The organism is Propionivibrio sp., from assembly GCF_029255185.1.
In the GTDB taxonomy this organism is placed as follows: domain Bacteria; phylum Pseudomonadota; class Gammaproteobacteria; order Burkholderiales; family Rhodocyclaceae; genus Propionivibrio.
Genome location: NZ_JAPUVO010000131.1, coordinates 1 through 26687, shown reverse-complemented (window position 1 = coordinate 26687; position 26687 = coordinate 1). Strand labels below are relative to the sequence as shown.

At 56.0% G+C, this 26687-nt stretch carries 26 protein-coding genes; 15 read left to right on the top strand and 11 right to left on the bottom strand.

Annotated features, from left to right (window positions below):
• Positions 1–54: 54 nt before the first annotated feature.
• From Q1J43_RS13985 to Q1J43_RS13960, 6 genes are all read left to right on the top strand, one after another.
• Positions 55–1212 (top strand): phage/plasmid replication protein, encoded by a 1158-nt coding sequence (locus tag Q1J43_RS13985; protein ID WP_301103118.1) that lies wholly within the window; start codon positions 55–57, stop codon positions 1210–1212.
• Positions 1213–1449: 237 nt separating this feature from the next.
• A complete protein-coding gene (locus Q1J43_RS13980; RefSeq protein WP_301103117.1) occupies positions 1450–1629 on the top strand; it encodes a major capsid protein in 180 nt (59 codons plus the stop codon).
• Between the two features lie 97 nt (positions 1630–1726).
• Positions 1727–2263 carry a hypothetical protein gene (locus Q1J43_RS13975; RefSeq protein WP_301103116.1) on the top strand — a complete coding sequence of 179 codons (537 nt, stop codon included), beginning with the start codon at positions 1727–1729 and terminating at the stop codon, positions 2261–2263.
• Positions 2260–3396 (top strand): zonular occludens toxin domain-containing protein, encoded by a 1137-nt coding sequence (locus tag Q1J43_RS13970; RefSeq protein WP_301103115.1) that lies wholly within the window; start codon positions 2260–2262, stop codon positions 3394–3396. The genes Q1J43_RS13975 and Q1J43_RS13970 overlap by 4 nt, the downstream gene beginning before the upstream one ends.
• Positions 3397–3740: 344 nt before the next feature.
• Positions 3741–4037 carry a type II toxin-antitoxin system MqsR family toxin gene (locus Q1J43_RS13965; protein WP_301103114.1) on the top strand — a complete coding sequence of 99 codons (297 nt, stop codon included), beginning with the start codon at positions 3741–3743 and terminating at the stop codon, positions 4035–4037.
• 2 nt (positions 4038–4039) lie between these two features.
• Positions 4040–4441: a type II toxin-antitoxin system MqsA family antitoxin gene (locus tag Q1J43_RS13960; protein ID WP_301103113.1), complete on the top strand. Its 402-nt coding sequence runs from the start codon at positions 4040–4042 to the stop codon at positions 4439–4441.
• 325 nt (positions 4442–4766) lie between these two features.
• Here Q1J43_RS13960 and recN read toward each other — a convergent pair whose 3' ends face one another.
• Positions 4767–6422: a DNA repair protein RecN gene (recN, locus tag Q1J43_RS13955; RefSeq protein WP_301103112.1), complete on the bottom strand. Its 1656-nt coding sequence runs from the start codon at positions 6420–6422 to the stop codon at positions 4767–4769.
• A 33-nt stretch (positions 6423–6455) separates the two neighbouring features.
• Positions 6456–7382: an NAD kinase gene (locus tag Q1J43_RS13950; protein WP_301103111.1), complete on the bottom strand. Its 927-nt coding sequence runs from the start codon at positions 7380–7382 to the stop codon at positions 6456–6458.
• A gap of 77 nt (positions 7383–7459) precedes the next feature.
• Between Q1J43_RS13950 and hrcA the strand changes: the two genes are divergently transcribed.
• Positions 7460–8494, top strand: coding sequence for a heat-inducible transcriptional repressor HrcA (gene hrcA / locus Q1J43_RS13945; protein WP_301103168.1), 1035 nt, complete (start codon positions 7460–7462; stop codon positions 8492–8494).
• Entirely contained in the window at positions 8494–9597 is a 1104-nt protein-coding gene (gene hemH / locus Q1J43_RS13940; protein WP_301103110.1) for a ferrochelatase, read from the top strand. The genes hrcA and hemH overlap by 1 nt, the downstream gene beginning before the upstream one ends.
• 21 nt (positions 9598–9618) lie before the next feature.
• On the opposite strand, the gene Q1J43_RS13935 is transcribed toward hemH, so the two are convergent.
• Positions 9619–13161 carry a PAS domain S-box protein gene (locus tag Q1J43_RS13935; RefSeq protein ID WP_301103109.1) on the bottom strand — a complete coding sequence of 1181 codons (3543 nt, stop codon included), beginning with the start codon at positions 13159–13161 and terminating at the stop codon, positions 9619–9621.
• Between the two features lie 174 nt (positions 13162–13335).
• On the bottom strand, positions 13336–15138 hold the full coding sequence (locus Q1J43_RS13930; RefSeq protein ID WP_301103108.1) for a GspE/PulE family protein: 1803 nt from the start codon (positions 15136–15138) through the stop codon (positions 13336–13338).
• A 204-nt stretch (positions 15139–15342) separates the two neighbouring features.
• Between Q1J43_RS13930 and Q1J43_RS13925 the strand changes: the two genes are divergently transcribed.
• Positions 15343–15780, top strand: coding sequence for a hypothetical protein (locus Q1J43_RS13925; protein ID WP_301103107.1), 438 nt, complete (start codon positions 15343–15345; stop codon positions 15778–15780).
• Here the strand turns inward: Q1J43_RS13925 and Q1J43_RS13920 are convergent.
• Complete coding sequence (locus Q1J43_RS13920) at positions 15764–16933, bottom strand: GNAT family N-acetyltransferase (RefSeq protein ID WP_301103106.1); 1170 nt, start codon at positions 16931–16933, stop codon at positions 15764–15766. The two genes, Q1J43_RS13925 and Q1J43_RS13920, sit on opposite strands and share 17 nt — an antisense overlap.
• 25 nt (positions 16934–16958) lie before the next feature.
• Here Q1J43_RS13920 and Q1J43_RS13915 point away from each other — a divergent pair, with 25 nt between their 5' ends.
• Genes Q1J43_RS13915 through Q1J43_RS13905 form a run of 3 tightly spaced genes read left to right on the top strand, consistent with a single transcriptional unit; the run spans position 16959 to position 18872 of the window.
• Positions 16959–17522: an FxLYD domain-containing protein gene (locus tag Q1J43_RS13915; RefSeq protein ID WP_301103105.1), complete on the top strand. Its 564-nt coding sequence runs from the start codon at positions 16959–16961 to the stop codon at positions 17520–17522.
• Positions 17523–17549: 27 nt separating this feature from the next.
• Complete coding sequence (locus tag Q1J43_RS13910) at positions 17550–18194, top strand: class I SAM-dependent methyltransferase (RefSeq protein ID WP_301103104.1); 645 nt, start codon at positions 17550–17552, stop codon at positions 18192–18194.
• A gap of 39 nt (positions 18195–18233) precedes the next feature.
• Positions 18234–18872 (top strand): YceH family protein, encoded by a 639-nt coding sequence (locus Q1J43_RS13905; protein WP_301103103.1) that lies wholly within the window; start codon positions 18234–18236, stop codon positions 18870–18872.
• Positions 18873–18952: 80 nt separating this feature from the next.
• Here the strand turns inward: Q1J43_RS13905 and htpG are convergent, their stop codons facing one another.
• From htpG to Q1J43_RS13885, 4 genes are all read right to left on the bottom strand, one after another.
• Positions 18953–20863, bottom strand: coding sequence for a molecular chaperone HtpG (htpG, locus tag Q1J43_RS13900; protein ID WP_301103102.1), 1911 nt, complete (start codon positions 20861–20863; stop codon positions 18953–18955).
• Between the two features lie 120 nt (positions 20864–20983).
• A complete protein-coding gene (locus tag Q1J43_RS13895; protein WP_301103101.1) occupies positions 20984–23167 on the bottom strand; it encodes a diguanylate cyclase in 2184 nt (727 codons plus the stop codon).
• Positions 23164–23727 (bottom strand): transcription elongation factor GreB, encoded by a 564-nt coding sequence (gene greB / locus Q1J43_RS13890; protein ID WP_301103100.1) that lies wholly within the window; start codon positions 23725–23727, stop codon positions 23164–23166. The genes Q1J43_RS13895 and greB overlap by 4 nt, the downstream gene beginning before the upstream one ends.
• An 88-nt stretch (positions 23728–23815) precedes the next feature.
• A complete protein-coding gene (locus Q1J43_RS13885) occupies positions 23816–24136 on the bottom strand; it encodes a hypothetical protein (RefSeq protein WP_301103099.1) in 321 nt (106 codons plus the stop codon).
• A gap of 198 nt (positions 24137–24334) precedes the next feature.
• Between Q1J43_RS13885 and Q1J43_RS13880 the strand changes: the two genes are divergently transcribed.
• Positions 24335–24553, top strand: a complete 219-nt coding sequence (locus Q1J43_RS13880) for a DUF465 domain-containing protein (protein ID WP_301103098.1) — start codon at positions 24335–24337, stop codon at positions 24551–24553.
• 35 nt (positions 24554–24588) lie between these two features.
• On the opposite strand, the gene Q1J43_RS13875 is transcribed toward Q1J43_RS13880, so the two are convergent.
• Positions 24589–25596, bottom strand: a complete 1008-nt coding sequence (locus tag Q1J43_RS13875; protein ID WP_301103097.1) for an inorganic phosphate transporter — start codon at positions 25594–25596, stop codon at positions 24589–24591.
• A 12-nt stretch (positions 25597–25608) separates the two neighbouring features.
• Positions 25609–26247: a DUF47 domain-containing protein gene (locus Q1J43_RS13870; protein ID WP_301103096.1), complete on the bottom strand. Its 639-nt coding sequence runs from the start codon at positions 26245–26247 to the stop codon at positions 25609–25611.
• 162 nt (positions 26248–26409) lie between these two features.
• Between Q1J43_RS13870 and Q1J43_RS15945 the strand changes: the two genes are divergently transcribed.
• Positions 26410–26577 carry a hypothetical protein gene (locus Q1J43_RS15945; RefSeq protein ID WP_366141926.1) on the top strand — a complete coding sequence of 56 codons (168 nt, stop codon included), beginning with the start codon at positions 26410–26412 and terminating at the stop codon, positions 26575–26577.
• Positions 26501–26687 (top strand): calcium-binding protein (locus Q1J43_RS13865; protein WP_301103095.1); only part of this gene is annotated, 187 nt, incomplete at its 3' end. The genes Q1J43_RS15945 and Q1J43_RS13865, both read left to right, overlap by 77 nt.

The following is a 26687-nucleotide window of genomic DNA, read 5'->3' as shown; positions in this document are numbered from 1 at the left end:
GTAAACCTACTCATTATTCCACATTGTGAAATCTCATATGGCATATAAAATGATATGACTACATTCGTAGATGGGATCGTTTTGACGCAAAAACACTATCAATGTGATGGTGTTCGTGAGTTGGCCGGGGTCCGTTCAATGGCTTACCGAGAAAAGGGGGATATTTGCCGTGATGGGTCCGAATCGATCGGACAGGAGATTATTGGCGAACAATTCCGTCCGGCGTGGATTCAAGGCAGTCACTCAACGGCAATTCGCGTAAAGAGTGAAGACGGCATGGTGACCTTGGCTGGCAATCCTGGACGGTGGGGCAGGGCGGATAACTTGTTCAATCTCGATTTGGCTGGAACGGTCGAGGCTTCGAATAGGATTGTCCAGTCTCAAGGCTTGCCTGGCTTCTCTGGTGGCGAGCCAATCGGTTCGGCAAGGGTAATGCCTACTTTGACCGATCAGGGTTACATGATGGCCTCAGGTGGCAATCTGGATGCCGTGGACTATGTCTTGGTCCACCCGGATGGCACTTTTCGTCAGGGTGCGCGGGTTTGGTCGATTCATGTCACCCGAAATTATGTGACCGGATCGGAAGCTAATGCCGTAGCAGTGCTTAATTGGTTGGATAGTCAGAGTGTGGCTAGGGTTAAGAAAAAGCGTTTTGGCAAAAGCACTGTTGTTTGGGGAAACCTCAATTACTGTCAAGTTGAGGCTTATTTAAAAGCTGATGAGTTAATGGATCATTGCAAAGGCGACCTTGAGCGCGAGGCGATGCGTCAGAACCCGGCTTATCAATGGTCGAAAGAAAACGGAATTGTCCGAATTGAAGTGAAAGCGGCAAAGGATTACTTGCGTGATCGCGCCCTGACTCACCTAGGAGCATGGACTATGGAAAAGGTAATTGATCTATTTGATGAACGTACCGAAGTTCTTCATCGGGTTAAAACTGATATTGAAGAATTTGACCCGGCAACATTGCCTTCTAAGTTGGCTTGTACGGCTTCGGCATGGCTTCGTGGTGAGGATGTTTCTCGTTTGTTGAGTGTTAGAACGTTCTATCGTCATGCAAAGGCATTGCGTGACTATGGCATCGACATTTCTGAAAAACGAAACATCACGGTCATGCCGTACAAAATCCGCACCATTGAAATGCATGAAGCTAGCATTCCGGATTGGTATGACCTTAAGCCGACGTTTCCAGCTTTAAAGGTGGCGGTTTAATAAATGCCGCTATGCGCCACCTACAACGTAGTCGGCCAGGTCCTTATCGTCATCCCGCCACCGGCTGACTTGAGTACCTGTGCCTTACTCATTCCAACGGCAGACGATGCAGCGAATAATCCCTTTCTTTTATCGCCTGCTGATGGTGTTGCGGTTGCTTTTGCAATCGTATCGGTTTGGGCCGTTGGCTTTGGCTTTCGTGCCCTGATTCGCTCTCTCAATGTTTAGGAGATTTTTATGTTCAAGAAACTAGGTTTTTCTGTTGTTGCTGTTTTGACTTCACTGTCTGTTTTTGCTGCGGGTCCGGATGTTTCGGCAATTACCGCCATCCTTCCCGATATTGCTACGGTTGGCGCCACTGTTTTCGGTGTCTATGTCGCGATCAAAGCGGTTAAATTTGTTCGTCGTGCGCTCTAATTGATAACCAGAAAAGAGGGCGTCGGCGATGTCGTCGCCTTTTTTTCAAAGGAACAATCATGGGCTTCTGGATTTTGATTGCTGTCTTGGGTGCGGCGTGGCTGATTTTCAACGCATAACGCAATCAGCGTTTTGTGTCCTGCTTTTTGTTTTTCTGGCCTTGTTCTCGATTTTGGCCAGATCAGAAACTATGACACCAGTGTTAACGCAAAAGTGGATTGTGGCTAATTATCCGTTGATTTCTACGGCGAATAGTCAGGTTGAGTCTTGTCAAAAATGGCTGATTGCCCGTGGTGCAGATTATATTTACGAAGGTGTGATTGACAGTGGTAGCAATGGCCTTTGTAAATATCACTCAAGCTTTGATCCAGCATTTCATCAATGGATTTCTCTCGAACGTTTTGGTATTCCGTTTCTTGCTTGTGATGTATCGCAAGCATGGATTTTAAGTGGGTCGGTGTGTACTCGGCCTGATTGTGTTGCACCACAAATTCGTAATGCTTCTACGGTCGCCGGCATGATGGGTGTGCTCCAGCTCGACACCTGTTTATCGATCTTCACTGCCGCGGCCCTAGCCAAGCTTGCCATTGCCGGCGCCACCTCGGGCACCATCAAACGGCTGGCGATCAAATGATTTCCCTTTCTACGGGCCTTCCTGGGGCGGGCAAGACCCTTTACACCATTGCCTACGTCAAGGATTTGGCCGAGAAAGAGAATCGGCCGGTCTTTTACTCTGGCATCAAGGACCTGGTCCTTGACTGGACCGAGATCGAGGCTGAAAAGTGGATGGATTGCCCGGAAGGGGCGATTATCGTCATTGACGAGTGCCAGCGGCTTTATCGCCCACGCGGTAATGGGTCCAAGGTGCCTGATTACGTTAGTGCGTTGGAGACGCATCGGCATAAAGGGCACGACATTTTTCTGGTGACCCAGCATCCGATGTTGGTTGATTCCAATGTTCGCCGGCTCACTGAACGGCATTGGCACATTAGTCGCCGCTTTGGCATGCACCGCACCACGATTTTTCAGTATGAATCGTGCAAAGATCAGCCGCTGGCCAAGATTGCCGATGCCCAGCGGCTCGAATGGAAATACCCGAGAGAGGTTTTCTCCTACTACAAGTCGGCTGAGGTCCATACCGTCAAGCGGCGCTTGCCGATGCAATACTTCTTGATGTTCATCATCCCGGTCATGATTGCTGGATTGGTCTGGTACTTCGTTCAGCGCCACTATAAAAATGGGGAGATTGTGATTCCGGGAACCGAGCAATTGACGCAAAAATCACCTGGATCTAAATCGGAAAAAGCAGCCGTACCAGAAAAATCAAAAATCATGACGCCGACTGACTATGTTTCGGCCTATCAGCCCCGGGTTCAGGGCCTGGCTTATACCGCGCCGATCTACGATAAATTGACTGAACCGGACGAGGTCCCGATCCCGACGGCTTGCTTGAGCTCGAAGAATCGCGGCTGCAAATGCTATAGCCAGCAGGCCACGCTGTTGGACATGCCGCAAGACCTTTGCCAGCAGATCGTCAAGAATGGATTTTTTCAGGCGTTTGGCAATAAGGGCAGGGGGGCCGGCCAGCTGGTCAGGAGTGATGCGCTCAAAAGTGATCCGGTCAAGCTGGCGACCACGGATCCGTCAACGTCGATGGGCTTACCGCCAACCGATAAAATATCCCTGCTGCCTGAGGTTATGAAGCCCGTGGCCAACGACTCGACCAATCCGCGCTTCAATCCCGCACTGCATAGCCAAAGGTTCTAAAAATCGTGCCTCGGGGCGCGACGCAGGAGCGACACGAGGGCACGATCTAAGCCCTTTTGCTGGCGATTGAGTACCTGCACGTCACCTTGACTCGATTTGCTGCCGTAGTCGCGCGCAGCACCGTGCGCGGCCGGACTTCTGCTACGGAGGATCGGTCGGTTCACCCGGTCTTTCATGCCGACTGGTGCGGAGCATCCGAGCCGGCAGGCTCAATCCGAAGATCGTGTCCCGGGTTGACGCCTTTCCTTGCAAAACCGCTTTTGATCTGGCGGGTTGATTGCTTTTGACTCCCGTGCAGATTTAACCTAGTTGCTAAATTCAACCTATTAGGTTAAATTCTGCCTATGGAAAAGCGGAAGCCTCACTGCAAGCTATTTGTGGTTAAAGCCCTGATTAAGGCGGGCCAAGTTCGCACAACAAAAGCAGCGCGTGAAGGGGCTGCTGCGTTGGGTTTTGATTTCGATGCAATGCTTGCCGTGGTGATGGCCTTATCGGCTTCTGATTTTTACAAGAGCATGACAACTCATGCTGATCATCGTTTATGGCAAGACGTGTATCGACCGATGACGCACGCTGGCGAGGTATATCTGAAATTAACCGTGATCGATGACGTGCTTATTGTGTCGTTCAAGGAGATGTGATCATGAAATGTCAAAGCTGTGGCGCAGCAAAACTCGTGCATGACACGCGTGATGTGCCGTACACCTACAAGGGTGAAACAACCTTTTTCCCAAAAGTGACGGGTGACTTTTGTTCTGCCTGTGACGAATTGATTTTGAATGCAGAGGAATCTCGGCGCATCATGAATTTGATGCTGGAATTTAACAAACAGGTTAATGCGGCGATTGTTGACCCGGCGTTTATTGTTAACGTGCGTAAGAAGCTTGATCTGGACCAACGTGAGGCGGCTAGCATCTTTGGCGGGGGGGCCAATGCGTTCTCACGTTACGAGAAAGGAAAAACGAAACCTTCTTTGGCTCTGGTGAAATTGCTTAAGTTGTTGGATCGTCATCCTGACTTGTTGGCAGAGGTCAGAGCCGTTTGATGTAGCGTAGCTGGACGTTGTATAGATTGCTTGTAAAAGCAGCGGCGCTTGAATGCCTTGCCACCAAACAAAACGCCCCAACTACGGGGCGCTTTATCCACAGAAACCGGGGATAACTCAGGCTGCGGCGAATGCCTTGGGCCTGATGCCAAAAATCCAGTGACCAAGCAAGGCTAGGATTGAAGTCATAAAGTCGCATAATTTGTATTATGTTAAATTAAGACGACGATACTGTTCTTCAATCTCGATCGTGGGCTCCAGCAGGTGCTGCCCCTTCTTGTCGATGGTGCGTTCGACGACCCGGACGAATTTGCCGCCAGTTGCCTCAGGAAATACTTAGCATCTCTCCCGCGTGCTGGCGGGTGATGGCCGTGATGTCGACACCACCGAGCATGCGGGCAATCTCTTCTATCCGGGCGGCATCGTCGAGCGCTACGACCCGGCTGCGCACCTGCCCGTCCTGCGCACTCTTGATCACTTGCCATTGCCAGTTGGCACGTGCGGCCACCTGGGGCAGATGGGTCACGCACAGAACTTGACGTTCGCAACCCAATTCACGCAGCAAACGGCCAACGACCTCGGCCACACCACCGCCAATCCCGACATCGACCTCATCGAAAATCAGCGTCGGAACACTCGCTGCCTGACTCGTTACTACCTGAATGGCCAGACTGATTCGTGACAGCTCGCCGCCTGAAGCGACCTTTGCCAGGGAACGGGACTCGCTGCCAGCCAAGCCCGCAATGCGAAACTCGACCTGCTCCAGGCCATAGGCACAACCAGCTTCAATAGGCACCAGGCCAACTTCGAAACGTCCGCCACTTAGTGCCAGTTGCTGCATGACCCGACTGACATCAAGGCCAAGTGCACCAGCAGCCTTGCTACGGCGCTTGGAGAGATCTTTGGCCAGATCTTCGTACTGCTGGCGTGCCGCCGCAACGCGCACTTCCAGGCTGGCGATATCAGCGCTCTCCCCGAGTGCCGTCAGCCGCACCTGCCAACGTTCGAGCAGGGCTGGCAAGCCTTCCGGAGTCGAGCGGAATTTTCGCGCACACCCGAGCACGGCCTCAATCCGGCGTTCGGCCTCACCCAGACGTTGCGGATCCAGATCAACCCGATCAGCATAACGGCGAAGTGCCGAAACGGCTTCAGCGAGTTCCGCCTGTGCCGATTGCAGCAAGGCGGCAACTTCGGCCAGCGCCGGGTCGTGCTCTGCCAGACTGTCGAGGCGGCGGGCAACGGTATCCACCTGCACTGCGCAAGCCGCATCGCCTTCCGCCAGAAGATCCAGCGAGAAGCGAGCGCCTTCGACCAGACTGGCCGCATGCGCCAGACGCCGGTGCTCAATGTTCAGCGCGTCCCATTCGCTGAGCGAGAAACCCAGCGATTCTAGTTCCCGAACCTGCCACTGTAGCTGTTCGCGTTCCTGCGCCAGCGCCTCGACGCCACCTGCGGCAGCGTCAAGCATGACACTGGCTTCGCGCCACCGGCACCACGCTGCAGAAACCTCATCAAGCACGGGGTTGAGTCGAGCATGAGCGTCGAGCAATGCCCGCTGGGCATCACCGCGCAGCAAGGATTGATGGGCATGCTGCCCGTGGATATCGACCAGCGACTGGGCCACTTCGCGCAACTGCGCAAGGGTTACCGGCGAGCCATTAAGATAGGCCCGCGAACGACCGTTGCTATCGACCACCCGGCGCAGCAGCAGGCCTTCACTGCTATCGATGTCTTGCCTGAATAGCCAATCAGCAGCTTCCGGCGCCCCCTGTAGATCAAACTCGGCAGCCACTTCGGCACGCTCGCAACCGACACGGATCAGGCCGATGTCGGCACGTTCCCCCAAAGCGAAAGCCAGCGCATCAACGAGAATCGATTTCCCGGCGCCGGTTTCACCCGTCAAGGTTCCGAAGCCTGCCTTGAACTCAAGCTCCAGGCAGTCAACCAGCACAAAATCTCGAATTGTCAAACGACGCAGCATGGGCAGGCAGTGAGCTTCAGATGGGAAATGAGTTTACGGGGCGATTGGTTTCTCGCTCCAGTGCAACTTCTGGCGCAGCATGGAGAAATAGCTGTAACCCGGCGGATGCAGGAGGTGGATCGAAAAATCAGAACGACGGATGCGCACCAGGTCTTCGGGTTTCAGATCAAAAGTTACCTGACCATCAAAGTGCACCCGAGAATCCGTGGCGTGGACAATGCGAATTTCAATTTCGTTACGGTCGCCGACAAGAATCGGCCGATTGGTCAGCGAGTGCGGGCACAGCGGCACCAGCGCAATTCCAGAAACCTGAGGATGCAAAATGGGGCCATCGGCCGATAGCGAATAGGCCGTCGAGCCGGTCGGGGTCGAGACGATCAGGCCATCCGAGCGCAGGCTGTAGATAAATTCGCGATCGATAAACAGCTCAAACTCGATGAGGCGACCGATTGAGCCTTTGTCGACAACAACGTCGTTGAGGGCCAGATTAGAAGCGATGCTTTGCCCGTCACGCAAGACTTCGGCAACGAGCAACATGCGGTTTTCTGAGGTGAACCTGCCGCTGAGCAGATCGTCAAGACAGCTTAGCATGTCACAGCGCGCGATATCCGTCAGGAAGCCGAGGCGACCTTGATTCACGCCAACCAGGGGTACATCAAAACATGCCAGTTGCCGTGCCGCATTGAGCATGGTTCCGTCGCCGCCAAGCACGATCGCCAGATCAGCCCGCTCGCCAATCGCTGTAAAATCGCAACTCATCCAATTGCGCAAATCGACGGGCGCCTCTGAATGGCTGGCCGTCACTTTCTCGACAAGAACCCCAATTCCACGATCGTGAAGACTATTTGCCAGAAGGCAGAGCGATTCGGCAATCTCGCGACTGTGGTACTTTCCAATCAACGCGATGGTTTTGGGGGAAACAGGACATCCGCCGGATGAAGAAACTGGGTCATCATTCATGCTCCGAATTAAACCACAAATTAAATCGTTCTCTGCGTGTTCCTTTTTGGTTAAACCTTCTTTCTTTTTGTAGAATCATCGTCATGCTTGATGAACGCTCCAGAACACTGCTCAAGACCCTGGTCGAACGCTACATTGCAGACGGTCAGCCTGTCGGTTCGCGAGCGCTGTCAAAATTTTCCGGGCTCGATCTATCGGCAGCCACCGTCCGCAATGTCATGGCCGACCTTGAGGATATGGGTCTCATTGCCAGCCCGCACACCTCAGCCGGACGTGTACCGACACCGCGTGGTTATCGTTTCTTTGTCGATAGCCTGCTCATCATGCAACCGCTGGACAGTGAGAAGATTCACGCCATTGAAGGGCAACTCCATCCCTCGCAACCGCAACAACTGATCAGCAGTGCTTCGCATCTGCTCTCAGGTCTCACGCATTTTGCCGGCATCGTACTGACACCACGGCGCAAAACGCCAAGAATCCGGCAGATGGAGTTCGTCAGCCTATCCGACAAACGTATCCTGCTGATTCTGGTGAGCACCGATGGCGATGTACAAAACCGCATCTTGTTCACCGAACGCCCCTATTCGCCATCTGAACTCGTTGTCGCCACCAACTATCTCAACCAGTACTTTTCCGGCCACGAACTCGAACATATCCGCAGCCGGGTCAGAGACGACCTGCTCAAACTGCGTGGCGACCTGCATGGCTTGATGGAAGCTGCACTGACCGCAGGTGACGAAGCCATGAACCGAGCCGATGAACATTACATCATCTCTGGCGAACGCAATCTGCTTGAAGTGGAGGAGTTGTCGTCCAACATGAGACGGCTGCGCGAATTGTTTGATCTCTTCGAACAACGTACCGCCCTGATGCAACTGCTCGACATCTCGCACCGTGCCGACGGCATCCAGATTTTTATCGGCGGCGAGTCGGGGCTGGCGCCGCTCGACGAATGCAGCGTCGTCACCGCGCCCTACGAAGTCGACGGTCAGATCGTGGGGTCGGTCGGTGTCATTGGCCCGACGCGAATGGCCTACGAGCGCGTCATTCCGATTGTCGACATCACGGCCAAACTGCTCTCCTCCGCCCTCACCTACCGAGCCGACTCCTGATGTCACGCTACCTGCCTGAACCTGCCTACCGTCATGGCACAGCGGGAAAAACCGCCGTTTTGCTGATCAACCTGGGCACTCCCGAAGCACCAACCGCTCCGGCGGTGCGCTGCTATCTCAAGGAATTCCTCTCCGACCCACGCGTCGTCGAAATTCCGCGGGCGATCTGGTGGCTGATTCTCAACGGCATCATCCTCAACATCCGTCCCAGAAAATCGGCTGAAAAATACGCTGCGGTATGGATGCGCGAGGGTTCGCCATTAAAAGTGCATACCGAGCGACAGACCAAACTGCTGCGTGGCTTTCTCGGTAAGGCAGGACATCAGGTGGTGGTCGACTACGCCATGCGCTATGGCCAGCCATCGATTCCCGCAACCCTCTCCCGGCTTAAGGCCGAGGGTTGTACGCGCATCTTGCTGCTGCCGCTCTACCCGCAATATTCGTCGAGCACAAGCGCCACCGCATTCGACACCGCCTTTGCCTGGGCCGCCTCGATCCGCAACCAGCCGGAGATGCGAACGACAAGGAGTTTTGCCGACCACTCGGGCTACATCGAGGCCCTGGCCAATAGCGTCCGCGAGCACTGGATGAGCAATGGTCGCCCGGCCACGGCATACCGGCTAATCATGAGCTTTCACGGTGTTCCACGCCATACCCTCGACAAGGGCGACCCCTATCACTGCGAGTGCCATAAAACGGGGCGTCTGCTGGCCGAAGCCCTGAATCTTGGCGTTGATGACTACCAAATCTGCTTTCAGTCACGCTTTGGCCGTGCGCAATGGCTACAACCTTATACGGCGCCCACGCTCGCAGCGCTCGGCAAACAGGGTGTGCAGCAGGTCGACGTCATCTGCCCCGGCTTTCCTGCCGACTGCCTGGAAACCCTTGAAGAAATCGCCATTGAAGGCAAAGCCGAGTTCATCCAGGCCGGCGGCAAGGTTTTCAACTATATTCCCTGTCTCAATGAGCGTGATGACTGGATTCACGCCCTAGCCGATCTGGCCGCCATGCATCTGCAGGGCTGGCCAACCCGCAGCACGCCCGACCCGGCCACGCTTGAAATAACCGCCCTGCGTGCCAAAGCGCTTGGCGCCAGCAATTAGAGTCGCCCAAACTGAGCGCACTCAGGCCATCGCAGCATAAAACCGGATCAAATTACGCCCGGCTTCCTTGGCCTCATACATTGCCGTATCCGCCCGGTTGATGATGTCGTCCTGACTGGCATCATGACTGTTGAACAAGACCACGCCAATGCTCGCCGTGCACTGATGTTCGACCGTCGTTTCGGCTTTTCCGTCACGCTTGACGACCAGCAGATAGGGTTGCGCCAGGGCGATACGAATTTTCTCGGCAATGTGGCTGACCTGTGAAATAGACTCTGCCCTGTCCGCGACCAGCTCGCTGATCATCACCACAAACTCGTCGCCGCCGACGCGCGCCACGGTGTCCATTTCGCGGACACAGCTCTTCATGCGGGCGGCCACCTCGATCAGCAACAAATCGCCGATTTCGTGTCCGTGCGAGTCATTGAGCGGTTTGAAGTTGTCCAGATCAAGAAACATCACTGCACCATAACAACCCGTACGCGTGCTGGCAGCCATGGTCAGGCTCAGACGGTCCTTGAGCAGCCGGCGATTAGGCAGTTTGGTGAGCGGGTCATAGAAGGCCAGTTGACGCACCTGGTCTTCCATCTGCTTGCGCTCGGTGATGTCCTGAAAGAAACCGGAGACTCTGCGTTGTTCATGATCGGGTTTGCCTATGGCATGAACGCAGCGCAGATTGCCTTTGGCTGTAATGATTTCCAGCTCCAGATCGAAAGGCTCGCCATGCTCGATGGCGCGGCGCAAGGCCGACTCGATGAGCGGCCTGGACGTTGGAGTATAGAAAGCGATTCCATTTTCTACGCTCGGCTCGAAGTCACGGCCCACCTCATGAATGTCATAGATTTCCTCTGTCCATGTCTGCTTTCCGCTATCCATATTGAACTCCCAGCCGCCGACCTTTCCAATCCGTTCGGTCTCCTTAAGCAGGCGCTGGACCTTATCGATTTCCGCCTCGGCTTGCTTGCGTTCGGTAATGTTTCTGCTGATCCCGTGGTAGCCGGTAATCGTTCCCTGGGCATCACGCTCGGGGGTGGAAAGAATTTCAACCCAGATCAACCTGCCGTTTTTGCAACGCTGCTGTAACTCGATGGTCGACGCGCCGGTCCGCACGCCCCGCTGTTCAGACTCCTGCCGCCGGCGAACGCTTTCGCCGAAGGCGGCGACTCCCTCTGCGGTCAGGAATTCAGATACGTGGTGGCCAATGACTTCCTCGGCGCGGTAGCCGCGCAGCCATTCATCCGCCGGGCTGATATAGGTGAAACGGTTCTCGCAGTCCTGCTTCCAGACTACGTCAGACACGTCCTCGGTCAGTAGTCGATAGTGTGCCTCACTCTCCTTGAGTTTTTCTGCGGCAAGATTTCTCTCGATAGCGATACTGGCCAGACGGGCGGACTGTTCGATAATCGAAATATCGTATTCCGTAGGAGCGTGCGCATCACGATGATAGATGGCAAAAGTGCCCAGCACCCGATCAGTTGATGCACGAATCGGCTGCGACCAGCAGGCGCCAAGGCCGGCGCTGGCCGCCAGTGTCCTGTAGGGCGCCCAGAAGGGATGCGTCGCAATATCCTCGACGATGACACGCTCGCCGGTATAGGCCGCCGTGCCACAGGAAGCGACAGCCGCGCCAATCTCGATTCCATCAATGACGGCGTTGTAGAAATCAGGCAAGCTGGGCGCCACTCCCTGGCCCAGATGCTGACCCTGACTATCGAGCATCAGGATGCTGCATAGCATCGCTGGCTGGATCTGCTCGACACCGCGCACCAGCGCCTCAAGAATGACCGGCAAAGGCTTGCCGCCAGCCAGCAGTTCGAGAATACGGCTGCGAAACTGTTCATACTGCTCAGCTTGCTTAAGCGCGGTGATGTCAGTATGCGTTATGGTTACCCCGTGCTGCAAATCCTGCCCAAGTGGCGTAACGATCATCGAGAACCAGCGTTGCTGGCGCGTTGAATGACAGGGATACTCGAGGCTGAAGCTGGGGAGGCGACCGTCTAAAACGGCCTGGATGCCATCGCGGGCCTTGCGTGCACTCGGGGACGATGGGTCGGCCTCACACACTGCCAGATAGTTAGTGCCGATGTCGGCATGGGAAACTGGATGACCAGGCTCAACACTATTCTCAACGGAAAAGTTCCGCCAGCGTTCATTGACCGCCTGAATGACTCCAGCGCGATCAATCACCGCAATTTCGGCAGCTACCGAATTCAGGACAACGTTCTTGAAGGCCTCGCTTTCCTTCAATGCTTTTTCCGCAAGTTTGCGCTTGGTAATGTCATGAGACACGACAACGACGCGTGTCACTCGGCCTTTGCCATCCTTGATCACGCTGCCCCGCGATTCCATTTCGCTGATGCTGCCATCCGCCTTCAGGAGGCGATAAACGAGCTGGCGACCGATGCCGGTTTTCATCGTTTCCCTGAAAACCCGTTTGACACGTTTCCGATCCTCCGGATGAATTTCGGCAAAGGAATCCGTTCCGCAAAGATCGCTTGTCGCCCCCAGAAATTGCAGGAATGAAGGGCTGTTGTAAAGTCGTTTTCCCTTCGGATCGAGAACGGCAATAAAATCGCTAATGTTTTCGGCGATTAGATGAAAAAACTCCTTCTGCTCACGCAAAACCTCGTCCGCATGTTTGCGCTCGCTGATATCACGCACAAAAAAGAAAAATTCCCCGCCCTCAATATCACGGTAGGTGACGCTCACTTCGGCGAACCAGATTGACCCATCCTCGCGGCGGTGTGTCGATTCAAACTGGCCGCTCCCGGTACCGACGATGTGCTTGATGTGCATTGCGGTTTCGGCAGCACTCTCCGGTGTTTCCAGATCATGAATGTGCATGCCCAGTAGTTCTTTGCGCGTGTAACCAGACTGCTGGCTGTAGACCGCATTGACGTCAATCAGCACACCCTCCGAATCAACGTGCCAGTAACCATCTCTAGTGGCCGCCAGGATGCTGCAGAGGGTTTCGTGGCTTTCAAATAGTGCGCTTTCGGCCTGCTTGCGTTCACTGATGTCGATCAGGGCAAGGCTCACCCCGGTAGAGCGTCCTGCCGCTGCGACCGAATCAATATCCGCTTCGGAGCATATTCTCTGGCTAACGCAATCAAGTTGGGCTTGTAAAACCGTGCCGTCGCCACGTGACAAAGCCAGTTCTATCGTTTTTTTCTCGCCGCATTCTTGCACCTTGAGGAACAAGCGCTCCCAGCGATCCTGGTCCTGCGGAATGACGAACAAGGCAAAGCGCTTGTGCAGAAGACTATTTCGATCCCACTTCAGGAGCCTGGCGCCAGTGAGGTTGATTTCATCAATCTGGCCCTCGGGCGTGAGGATCAGGTAGCCGACCGGGGCGAACTCATAAAGATTGACATAACGGTCACGCGCTTCCTCAAGGGCAAGCTGCATCTGCCGCAATGCATCGTTCTGCATTTCAAGCTCGATCTCGTGCGCTCGCAGATCGTTTAACCGTTCATGCGGCAATTCCCCGACCGGTCGCGCAGGAACATCAGCCGCCGCACGCCGTTGTGAGTCGTTTTTTTTCTTATTGTCGGGTAGGTTCATGGGCCTCCCTTCCTGATCGGGACGCCACGGTTTTCAAGTGTCAAATCAGTTGAAACTCGTGCAGCCGATCATTTCTACGCCAAGCATGGGATACATGCTTGGCTATATATTACGCTTGCCAGACCGATTTGTTCACAGATACACACCGACATAGAATAGCGATTGCGCAGTCAATCAGGAACGTTCGGACGGCGGCGCGACCTTGAAGATTTCCGCCAGCGTGGTAACCCCCGCAGCGACCTTCATGGCGCCAGAAATGCGCAGGGGTTTCATGCCTTCGCGATACGCCAGATCGCGAATCTTGGCCACATCGGCGTTGTCGCTGATCGCCTGTTTCATGTCCGGCGACAGCATGAGGATTTCGTAGAGACCAACCCGCCCGCGGTAACCGGTCATGCGGCAGTCAAGACAACCGACCGGATGCTGGAACTGTGCCGGGCGATTGGCTTTCCATGGTGCGACCAGGCGATCCCACATGGCCTCATCCTCGGCACTCGCCGGACTCGACTTCTTGCAATTCGGGCAAAGCACGCGCACCAGGCGCTGGGCCATGACGCCAAGCACTGTCGCGCTGATCAGATAGGATGGCACGCCCAGATCAAGCAGACGCGTTACTGCCGCTGGCGAGTCGTTGGTATGCAGGGTGGATAGCACCAGATGCCCGGTCAGTGCGGCCTGGATGGTCACCTCGGCAGTTTCCAGATCCCGTATTTCGCCAACCATGATGATGTCTGGATCCTGACGCATCAGCGCGCGCACACCCTGGGCAAAGTCCAAGTCAATAGCGTTCTGCACCTGCATCTGGTTGAACGCCGGCTCGACCATTTCAATCGGATCCTCGATGGTGCACACATTGACCGCAGACGTCGCCAGCTGTTTGAGCGTCGAGTAAAGCGTCGTCGTTTTTCCTGAACCGGTCGGGCCGGTGACCAGAATAATACCGTTGGGGCTTTCCGACATGACCTTCCAGCGCGCCTGATCATCTTCGGAAAAACCCAGGTCGATAAAATTGCGCACCAGTACTTCAGGGTCAAAAATCCGCATCACCATTTTTTCGCCAAACGCCGTCGGCAGCGTCGACAAACGCAGCTCCGCTTCCTGCCCGTCGGCGGTTCGCGTCTTGATGCGCCCATCCTGCGGGCGACGCTTTTCAACGAGGTCCATGCGGCCAAGAATCTTGATGCGGCTGACCATCGCCGCCATCACGCTCATCGGTATCTGGTAGACCTGGTGCAGCACACCGTCGATGCGGAACCGCACAATACCAATCTCGCGTCGCGGCTCGATGTGGATATCGCTGGCGCGCTGCTCAAAGGCGTACTGCCAGAGCCAGTCAACAATATTGACGATATGCTGGTCGTTGGCGTCGAATTGGCGATTGGTTCGCCCCAATTCGACGAGTTGCTCGAATGAAGAAAGCCCTGAACTTTGTCCGCCAAGTTGCGTCGCCTTCTTGACCGAGCGTGCAAGGTTATAAAACTCGACCAGATAGCGCGCCACATCAACCGGGTTGGCAATGACCCGACGGATGCCCTTTTTGACGATCGGCTGGATCTCTTTTTCCCAGTCGCGCAAATAGGGCTCAATGGTCGCCACCACAACTTCATGGGCAGTAACCTGTACCGGAAGAATGCCAAAGCGCGTGGCATAGGCGCTCGACATAACGTCGGTCACCGCCGTGAAATCGATTTTCAGCGGGTCGATGTGGTAATACTCCAACCCGATCTTGCCGGCAAACCACTCCGAAAGGTCCTCCAGCGTCAGCGAACGATGCGGCGCCAGTTGCGATTTCCATTTCTGATCGGCAACGATCGCCAGCGGATGCGCGACCAGACGCTTCAGGCGACTCTCGGCAATCAGCGTGTCCGCTTCGGGTTGGGCAACCAGCCCATCAGCCACCAGCATACCGAGAACCTCGGCCATCGTCAGGCGGTGTTCAGGAACGGTATTCGCCATCTGGTCGGACATAAGGAGCATTCAAATGTGGTGATTCATGGACTATACCCGACAAGACGCAGGCGGCTCAATGGTGATGACAATGCCTACGCGCAGGCGAAGGGCATGAAAAAATGGGGACCACTTTGCTCCCTTGTTGCTTGGTGCTTTGTCTTGGGCAGACTACAATGACCGGTTGATATAAGGCTCGAAACCCCGGGCAGCATTACCCATGAGGTCCCCTTGATGAAAACCCTGCTTTTTGTTGTTTCACTGGCGGTCGCATTGATCGCCATGCCGGTCATCGCCCAGCAAGGACCGGCCGGCGTTCCCGGCGCTCCTGGATTGGCGCCACTGCCGCCGTTCCCACACTCCCCGCCGGCCCCACCCGTCGCACCGAGCCAGCAGGTCAAGCGCAGTCCGGCAGATTGCAGCAAGGCCAGGGACATCGAGCAATGCCAGGCACGTCAAGAAGCGCGCCACAAGGTGCTCGAATCCTGCAAGGACAAGAGCGGTGTGCAGTTCAAGCAGTGCGTGGGGGAAAAAATGCCGCCCACCGATTGCAGCAAATCAGCCGATCCGGCGCGCTGCCAGCGGCACCAGAAAGCACGTGAGTTGTGCAGGGACAAGCTCGGCAATGAGCACCGCCAGTGCCTGCGGGACAATCTCATGCCGAAGAAGTAGAAAGCGCCGCTGCGTAGCGGAACGGCAGATGATCATTCGCGTCATCCCGATACGCTACGACCGCGCTGCCCTGCCGCTCGAGATGCCGACCGATCAGTTCGCGCATCGCCGGATCGACGATCCAGTGCGCTGAGTGCACCAGCGTTGGCGTGAAGCCACGTGCGATCTTGTGCTCGCCGCCGGCACCGGGCTCGAAGCGGCGTAGCCCCTCGCGCAGACAATAGTCGATTCCCTGATAGAAACAGAGTTCGAAATGCAGGCTGTGATAGTGGCCATTGCAGCCCCAGTAACGGCCATAAAGCGCTTCATCGCTGCGAAAACAGAGTGATAGCGCGACCGGAGCATGCCCATCACGGGCAATGAAGAGAACCATCCGCCGCCCCAGGGCCAACGCCAGTTCGGCGAAACACGCTGGCGACAATACCGCAAGGTTGTTGAATTTTTCAAAGGTTGACGCGTAGAGCGCATGAAGAACAGGCCATTCGGCCGGGTTGACGTCGTCGCCGTGACGCACTTCGATAATCAGGCCACTGTCCCTGACCCGTCGCCGCTCGGCCTTGACTTTGCGCCGCTTGTCAGCGGCAAAGGTCGCCAGATAGCCGTCAAAATCGCCGCATGCGCTGTCCAGCCAGTGAAACTGAACGTTATTGCTGGTCAACAGGCCGGCCCCTTGCAGTGCCGCCCGGTCTTCTGCGCCGGGAAATGCGACGTGCCACGACGAGGCCTCATATTCAGTCGCCAGAGCCTGCGCGCCGGCTATCAGCGCACTGCGAATCCTCGACGCATCGACGCCCTCGGCCACCAGCAGGCGCGGCCCCACGGCCGGCGTATGCGGCAAGCCACTGAGCAGTTTCGGGTAATAAACCCGACCAAGCTGCTGGTACGCCGACGCCCACGACCAGTCATGGATAAAATCCCCGTGCGAGTTGAACCTGACGTAGAGGGGCAGCAGACCAAGCACCGTCCCCCGCTCATCAGAGGCCACCAGATGACGCGCCAGCCAACCGCAATCGCGCCCGGCCGCCCCGTGCCGCTCAAGGATCGTCAGAAAATCGGCATTAAGGAAGGGGTGAGCAGGCGGGCAGAGGCGAGACCAGACCTCGCGCGGGATCGTTTCGGCGCCGGAGTGAGGGGTAACCGTAATGCGGTTCATAGTGGCGCACCTTCAGAGTCAACCCATGGCGGACCACGGGTCGGAACTTCGGTTCCCTTGCCTGAGCCGTTTAACGACAAGACAAAATCGGCAAACCTTTGGTAAGCAGGTACAATTCTTCACCCATTACATGCTGAATGACCGTCAGCATTATTCCGATCACTACCCTTGCGCAGAGCACATCATGAAACAACTTGAAATGTCCCTCCCGATGGCCCTGATGGCCACCGCCTTAATCCTGATCAACAGTGGCTGTGGCAAGCAAAGCAGCGCCCCCGCCGAAAGTAAGCCCGTAGCAATCCAGGCAGCCGCTCCGATCAATGCTGATGTCCTGTCGCTGGTCGAGTTCAAGATCGCCAAAAACCAAGCGGGCAAGTCCGTATTGAAGGGCAGCGTCAGCAACTCATCCAGCCAAGCTATCGTACACGCCACGGCGGAATTCAAGTTGCTCGATAAAGACGGCAAGGAGATCGGCACGGCGATGCCCAGTGTGGATAATCTCGGCGCCAAATTCTCGTGGAATTTTGAAGTGGAAATTACGCCGGAAGACGCCGCCTCGGCCAAATTCTCTGGCTTTACCACAAAGTAAGCGGCAGTCAGGACGCTGCGACCACCGATGTGCAGCAGCCCCGCCGTGGCGCACATCGACCTCGAACAGATCAGCACGCTGACGCTGGCGCATTACAACCAGTGCGCCGAAGCGTACCGCCTGGGTACGCGCGAGCACGATGTGCGGCAAAACATTGACGCCTTGTTGCGGCACATCCCTGGCCCGCCGCCGTTCACGATTCTTGATTTTGGCTGCGGCCCGGGACGTGACCTCAAAGTTTTCGCCAGGCTCGGCCACCGGCCGATCGGGCTCGATGGCGCCGAGCGTTTCGCGCAGATGGCACGCACCGAAAGCGGCTGCGAGGTATGGGAGCAGGATTTTCTCAAGCTTGACCTACCCGACGAGCACTTCTCCGGCGTATTTGCCAACGCTTCGCTGTTTCATGTGCCGAGCCAGGAACTGCCCTGCGTGCTACGCCAGTTGCATAGCGCGCTGAAAGCCGGCGGCGCCCTCTTTTGCTCCAACCCGCGCGGCGACAATAGCGAAGGCTGGAGCGGCGGGCGCTACGGCGCCTACCATGACCTTGAAACCTGGCGCAGCCACATGACCGATGCCGGCTATGTCGAACTTGAACACTATTACCGTCCGCCCGGATTGCCCCGCGAGCAACAACCGTGGCTGGCCAGTGTCTGGCGCAAGCCAGCGACCTGAACCACAACCAAACCAGAGAACAAGCCCATGAGCCACGCCATGCCCCCGCTGACCCCCCTGGAAGCCCGACTGCTTGGCGTCCTGGTCGAAAAGGAAAAGACAACACCCGATGTCTACCCTTTGACCGTCAATAGCCTTGCTTCGGGCTGCAACCAGAAGAGTTCGCGCGAACCGGTGATGAACGTCAGCGAAAGCGAGATACAGGCTGCGCTCGAGGACTTGCGTGGCCGCCTGTTGGTACTGGAAACCTATGGCGCTTCGGGCCGCGTGCTGCGTTATGCGCAAAACTTTGGAAAAATCTATGGCCTCCCGTCAGCCAGCGTCGCATTGCTCACCGGACTGATGTTGCGCGGCGCGCAAACGGTCAGCGAGTTGCGCGCCAATTGCGAGCGGCTGTACCACTTTGACGATGCATCTTCGGTAGAGGCCTATTTGGAAGAACTGGCGCAGCGCAGCAGCGGCGCGCTGGTGAGCAAACTGCCCAAGCAGGCTGGTTCAAGGGAGCGTCGCTGGGCGCATCTGCTGTGCGGAGATCATCCCTTGCAGGCGGCGGCAGCGGAAGGGAGCAAGGATGGCGAACCGGGCAGCCTGCAACAGCGGGTTGAACGGCTCGAACAGGAGATGAGCGAACTACGCGCCGAGCTACGCGCCTTGAGCGGCGAGATAACCCGGCTATAGTCGACCTGTGAGGTTTCCGGCCTTGATGAGCTTGGGCACTCCGTGCCCAAGCATCCCAAGCGTCGGACAGAGTACTCGACCTATTTAGCGGATAGCGCCAGCATCAGGTCGTTGATGCGCTTGACGAAGCCCGCCGGATCGTCAAGCGTGCCGCCTTCGGCAAGGGTCGCCTGTTCAAGCAGCAGGTTGGCCCAGTCATCGAAACGCGACTCTTCGTATTTCAAACGCTGCACCGCCGGGTGCTTCGGGTTGATTTCAAGAATCGGGCGACTTTCCGGCGCTTTCTGCCCGGCGGCCTTGAGAATGCGTGCCAGATTGCCGCCCAGGTCGTGCTCGTCAGCGACGATACAGGACGGTGAATCGGTCAGACGATGTGTTACGCGAACGTCCTTGACCTTGTCGCCGAGCGTTGTTTTAATCCTGTCGAGCAGATCCTTGTACTCGTCGGCGGCCTTTACGGCCTCTTCCTTCTCGGCTGCATCTTCCAGCGTACCCAGATCGAGACCACCCTTGGCCACGGATTGCAGGGACTTGCCGTCAAACTCGGTAAGGTTGCCGGTAACCCACTCGTCGACGCGGTCAGACAGCAGCAGCACTTCGATACCCTTCTTGCGGAAGATTTCGAGATGCGGGCTGTTCTTGGCGGCAGTGAAGGTTTCGGCGGTGACGTAATAAATCTTTTCCTGGCCCTCCTTCATGCGAGAGACATAATCGGCCAGCGAGACGACTTCATCCGGGGTGTTGGCATGGGTCGACGCGAAGCGCAACAGCTTGGCGATACGATCCTTGTTGGCAAAGTCTTCGCCGGTCCCTTCCTTGAGCACGCGGCCAAACTCTTTCCAGAAGGTCGCATATTTTTCCTGCTCGGCAGCGTCTTCCGATTCCGCAAGGCCTTCAAGCAGACTCAATACCTTCTTTACGCAACCGCCACGGATCGTATCGATGTCGCGCGACTCCTGTAGAATTTCGCGCGAAACGTTAAGCGGCAGGTTGTTGGAGTCAACGATTCCGCGCACGAAGCGCATGTAAACCGGCATCAACTGCTCGGCGTCGTCCATGATGAAGACACGGCGCACATACAGTTTCACGCCATGGCGCGCACCGCGATCAAGCAGGTCAAACGGCGCTTTCGACGGGATGTAGAGTAGCTGGGTGTATTCCTGCTTGCCCTCGACCTTGGCATGCACGTAGGCCAGCGGATCTTCAAAATCATGGGCGACGTGCTTGTAGAACGCTTTGTACTGCTCGTCGGCGATTTCCGACTTGGGTCGCGCCCACAACGCCGAGGCCTGATTGACGGTTTCCTCCTCGTCGGTAGTGATCTGCTCACCCTTCTCCTGATTCCACTCCTCCTTTTTCATGATGATCGGCAGAGTGATGTGATCGGAGTACTTACGCACTGTCTGACGCAGCTTCCAGCCGGAAAGGAATTCGTCCTCGCCCTCGCGCAGATGCAGGGTAACCTCAGTGCCACGTCCGGCCTTCTCGACCATCTCGACCGTGAATTCGCCCTCGCCAGCAGATTCCCATTTGACAGCCTGGTTGGCTTCCAGCCCGGCGCGACGGGAGATCACGGTGACCTTGTCGGCGACGATGTACGAGGAGTAGAAGCCGACACCGAACTGGCCGATCAGGTGTGCGTCCTTGGCCTGATCACCGGTCAGCGCCGAGAAAAACTCGCGCGTGCCGGACTTGGCGATAGTTCCAAGGTGCTCGACGGCTTCGTCGCGCGACAGGCCGATACCGTTGTCGGAGATGGTCAGGGTGCGCGCCGTTTTGTCAAAGGCAAGGCGGATTTTGAGTTCGGAATCATCGCCATAAAGCGCGCTGTTATTGAGCGCTTCAAAGCGCAAGCGGTCGCAGGCGTCGGACGCGTTGGAGACGAGCTCGCGCAGGAAAATTTCCTTGTTGCTGTACAGCGAGTGAATCATCAAATTCAATAGCTGTTTGACTTCGGTCTGAAAACCCAGTGTTTCCTTGTTGGCGCCCATTAAATACTCCGTTGAAAATAGTGGTCTGAACTAGGCCGGAGGCGCGTGCACACCCGGCGACGCGAGCTTACATTGGGTCAAGCTCGGCTATTTCAAGCCCTTGGTTTCAGTGCAGGCTAATCAGCCGCATTCAACGCGGTTGCGACCGGCGTGCTTGGCGCGATAGAGCGCGTCGTCAGCGCGCGCCAGTAAACTGTCGAGGCTGTCGCCGGCTTGCAGCAGTGCAACGCCGATACTGACGGTAAAACTGATCGGCCCGCTATCCTGAAAAACAAAACTTGTCAGCTCAACAGCTCGGCGCAAGCGTTCGGCGATCTGCAAGCTCACCTCACTACCGGTTTCCGTCAACACCACTGAAAATTCTTCGCCGCCGATACGACCGAGCAGATCAAAGGCCCGGGTTTCGCTGATCAGCACCCTGGAAAAAACACGCAAAGCCTCATCCCCGGCGGCGTGACCATAACGGTCGTTGACCCGCTTGAAAAAGTCAAGGTCGATCATCAACACCGCCAGATCGCGCTTGAAACGACAGCTACGGCGCAACTCGGCCTCGGCACTCTCCATGAAATGAGCACGATTGCTAAGCTCGGTCAGTTGATCGGTCGTCGCCAGACGCTTGAGCTCGGAAATCTGTTGCCAGCGTTCAACGGCTACCGAGGCCAGCCGGGTGGCATGCCCAATGACCGTCAAATCATTGTCATCCGGATGTTTTGTCTGAGTGTAGTAAATGGCAAAGACACCCAAGAGCTGACGAGCAGCAGAGAAAAACGGAGTCGGCCAGCAAGCGTTCAGGCCGCACCGCCTGGCCAGATCAGCATGGCTGGTCCACAGCGAACTGCTGGCGATATCTTTAAAAAGCACCTGCTCACCGAAGAAAACATCCGCGCCGTAGGAACGGTCTGCAGGCCCGACAGACGCAGCCTCAGCCACCTGCAAATACTCTGGCGGCAAATTCGGTGCAGCGCCGAGACGAAGAACGCCATCGTCGGCGAGTAACAGGATCGAACACAGTGCGCCGGGCAGATGTATTTCCATACGCCGGCACAGCGCCTCAAGAATAACCGGCAAATCGCTGCCACCGGCAATCAGTTCAAGAACATGATGATCGCTGACCATCAGCGCATCGACACGTTTCCATTTAGTGACATCCATGGAAGCGCCAAGCAGCAGAGGGGCACCTTCGACCTGAATCATGCGCTTCTGACCCAGCAGAGTTCGCCCATCGGCCAACAGCTCTTCGCGGATCAAGGTCTGATTGCTCGAGCGAACCTTTGCGTCATCGTCAATCATGGGCCCGGCTATTTCAGCCGGAAACATCTCGGCATCGCATTTCCCGATAATTTCGGCCAGTGGCCGACCAATCGTCTGTGCTGTCATTTCGTTGGCAATAATCAATCGTCCCGCCTCATCCTTGACGAAAACATTAATCGGCAGGGCGTTGAGAACGGCTTCGGTCAGGCTCGCCTGACGCACGAGTTCGCGTTGCGTCTGGAGAAGTTTCTCGGTTTTCAGTTCCAGCGCGGGAAGCAAACTATCGACATAGGCGTGCTCGATATTTTCGAAAAGGTCACGAAAGGTCAGCAGGCCAACCAGCACCTGCTGATCGTCAATCACGCCCAGATGCCGAATCCGATTCCGGGAAAACAGACTGCGCGCCTGAAACAGCGTGGCATCTCGACGAATCGTCAGCAACGGGAAACTGGCCAGCTCGCCGGCACTCGCCGTCAACTTTTTCGCCCCCAGCGCCCCGACCACGTCGCGCATGGTAATGATCCCGTAGCCTTGCCCGGAACGAATGACGACAGCATCAATATTGAGATTGCGCATTAATTGACGAACATCATTGAACGAGGTGTTCGCGTCCACACAAACGGGGTCTCCCGGGACCAGGGACGCCACGCTATTTGCAGGAAGAAAAAATTCTGCGGCCTGGTTGCAAACCACGTCAGTCTGCGAAATGATGCCCAGAGGGCTGCCCTGGGAATCATTCACCAGAAAGTGCCGCACCCCCGCCAAACGAAAGCTGCGGGCCACTTCACCCAGAGTGGCCTGCGCCGCAATGCTCTTCACCGGAGCACTCATGAAGGCTGACACCGGCTGCTCAAGATCATTTACCGAACGCCATGCTCCCGCCAGCACGTCTGTTTCGGTCCAGATTCCGACCGGCTTGCCTGCGTCGACAATCAGGATCGACCCGCAATGCGCATCATGCATGCGCGCCGCCGCCTCACGCACGGACATTGATGGCGCACATTCGAGCAGATCACACTGCATGAACGCATGGACGGGCAAATCAACACTCAAGCTTCGATACTCCGATAGTCAATTTCAAGCACTTCAACCTCACGCCAACCAAGCGGACTCTGGAAACGCACCCGATCGCCTGCTCGTGACTTGAGCAGCGCCCGCGCCAAGGGCGACACCCAACTGATTCGTCCGCGCATGAAGTCAGTCTCGTCGACACCGACGATCTGATAAATCTGTTCATGCCCCTGCTCATCTTCGATCGTGATCGTGGCGCCAAAAAAAACCTGATCCGGATTTTCCTGGCGCGCCGGATCGACGACCTCGGCCAGATCCAGCCGCCTGGTCAGAAATCGGATGCGCCGGTCAATCTCACGCAAACGTCGCTTGCCGTAAATGTAGTCACCATTTTCCGAGCGATCCCCATTCAACGCCGCCCAATGCACAACCTCGACAATATGCGGACGTTCTGTCCGCAACAGTTGATCGAGCTCGCTCTTGATCCGTGCATAGCCTCCTGGCGTGATGTAGTTACGGCTTCCCTGCGGCAGGGTCAGCCCAACCTCGGGTTCATCCGCCTCAGTGTCGCCGTCAGCTTCCTTGGTGAACGCCTTGTTCATGAAATAAGGGCAGTTAATTCAAAAGAAACGTCTCAATAAAAACGGCGCAGGCCGAACAACCCGCGCCGCATTGAGTCGCGCCGATCGATCAATAACCGATATTGAACGCCTCAACGTCAACGCGAATAGTGTCGCGCCCCAGGGCCAGTGCGGTGTATCGGGCAAACTGCGTAGCCCACATCTTGCCATCGATAAAGCGCTGTTCGCCGCCATAGCGGGCAATGTTGAGTATCTTGTCGATGATCAACACCTTGCCCACCGGGTTACTGGGTTCACATTTCAGCTCGGAAAACTCCTTGTCAAACCAGCGACGCGCTTCCTCCGGCGAGCTTTCAGAGAGTTCGGCCTGAGAAAACCTGAATTGATATTGTTTGTCTTTACCAAACGAAACGATCACGTGATAAAGCATTTTCCTTCTCCAGCAGATGGCAACGGTCGTAACCTTGAGCCACCATTCTATTCGCAAAAACTCCTCAATGCTGCAAGTCTCGAATACGCGCACTGAATTAATTGTCGGAATACGCGCCTTCGTATCCTTCAGTTACCCCCGCGTTGTTTTTCCCCCGAGCCGAGCCTACTATACCGAATGTCAACAATGGACCCCCGGATGATGCTAACCGAAGAAGAAATAAGCTATGCACGCACCAAACTGAATGAACTTCAGGTAGAGCATCGCGACCTCAATCTGATCATCGAACACCTAATCAGCACGCCATTGCCTGAACAGGACCAGTTGTTGATCCATCGTCTAAAAAAACGAAAGCTGCTACTCAAGGACAAAATCTACCAGCTTGAAAAAATGCTGGTGCCGGACATTCCGGCATAAGTCTGGGCGGGCTTGGTGAATACGGCGACCTCATCTCACAAGAAGAAGTGGCCAAGATACCAAAAAACGGCGGCAATCAAGGCGCTGCATGGAATGGTCAGAACCCAGGCCCAGACGATGGTTCCGGCCAGTCCCCAGCGTACCGCCGAGAGCCTTTTCGTGGCGCCTACCCCAACAATGGCGCCAGTGATGGTATGCGTTGTTGACACCGGGATACCGAGCGCCGTGGCAAAAAACAGCGTCGCCGCCCCGCCAGTCTGCGCACAAAAACCACCCACCGGGCGCAGATTAGTGATCTTCTGCCCCATCAGCTTGATAATTCGCCAGCCGCCAAAAATCGTCCCCAGGCCAATTGCAGTGTAACAGGACGCCACCACCCAGAAGGGCATAGGATCGCCGTTCTGCATAACTCCTGCGGACAGCAGCAACATCCAGATAATACCGATGGTCTTTTGCGCATCATTGCCGCCGTGACCCAGGGCGTAGGCCGACGCTGAAATCAACTGCAACCGACGCGACCAGGTATCAACGCGCCGCGGCGTACTTCTGCGGAAGACCCAGGAGACCAGGATCATCATCAGCGAACCGAGCGCCATACCCAGCAGTGGCGAAATCAGGATAAAGGCGACCACCTTGATGACGCCGGACGTAATCAGCGAACCTGGCCCGGCATGCGCTATCGCGGCGCCGATCAGGCCGCCGATCAGGGCGTGCGATGACGATGAAGGGATGCCGTAATACCAGGTAATGACGTTCCAGGCGATGGCGCCAACCAGGGCGCCAAAGACAACGTAATAATCGATGGCCGAAGGCTCGATGGTTCCCTTGCCAACGGTTGCCGCGACCTTGAGTTCAAAAATAAAAATGGCCGCCACATTGCAAAAAGCGGCCATGGTGACTGCCGTATGGGGTTTCATGACACGGGTCGAGACCACCGTGGCAATGGCATTGGCGGCGTCATGAAAACCATTCATGAAATCGAAGGCCAGAGCCAGAAAAACGAGGAACACAAGGACACCCAGACTGATGGTCGAAGTTGCCATGGCTGGTGCCGCTCAGGAATTCTCGAGGACGATGCCTTCGATGATGTTCGCCACATCCTCGCAGCGATCCGTCACGGTTTCAAGAAGTTCGTAGATTGCCTTGAACTTGATCAATTCGCGAACGTCCGGCTCTTCCCGGAATAATCTGGACATGGCTCCGCGCATTTCACGATCAGCCGCCGATTCGAGCTGATCGATCTCGTGGCAGATCTTGAGAATTTCCGGCCCGTTGTCCATCGACGGCAGCAGAGCCACCGCGGCACGTACCCGCTCACAGCAAGAGCGGCAAAGTTCACTAAGGTTAACGGCTTCGGTCGTTATGTGCCTGACATTGTAAAGCGTCACCGTATGCGCGACATCCTGGATCAGATCGAGGATGTCATCAAGGCGGGTAATCAGTTGATGAATCTCTTCGCGATCAAGCGGCGTGATAAAGGACTTGTGCAATTGCCGCATCGTCTCGTGGGTAATGCCATCGGCACGATTCTCGATGACATCAATGATTTCGCAATGCTTGGCCGCATCCTCGTCAGAGTCGTTCAGCACCGACAGCAAAGCAACCAACGCCTCGCTACCCAGCACAACCTGCTCGGCATGTGCGTTGAAGAGTTCAAAAAACTTGCCCTCCTGGGGCATAAAACGAGCAAACATGGATTCGCTTTTGGAGTATGGCAACGGCGCAAATTTTACCATTTCACAGCGCCGTGCATACGGGAATGCGAATCGAAACAGCTACTACCTCAACCCCTTGCATACGGCCTGCATCAAAGACAACTATGACTAAACGGTGGCGCAGGGTCCGGGCAGGACGTTATCGACAACACCGACACCACGCCAGACAAGACCGACACCCTGCTCATCGATGGCCTCGCCGGCAACGACACGATTCGCAGTCTGGGCGGAAATGACACGATTTCCGGTGGCCCCCGACATCGCCCCGAGCGACGTAGTGCTGGCACGTTTCACGGGGGGCGGCGTTGAATACGATCATCTGCAGATCGGCATCAAGGGCAGCACGAACACCATCAGCCTGCACAACTACTTCACCCGGCAGGACGACTACTACAAAATCGAGCGCATCGAATTTGCCG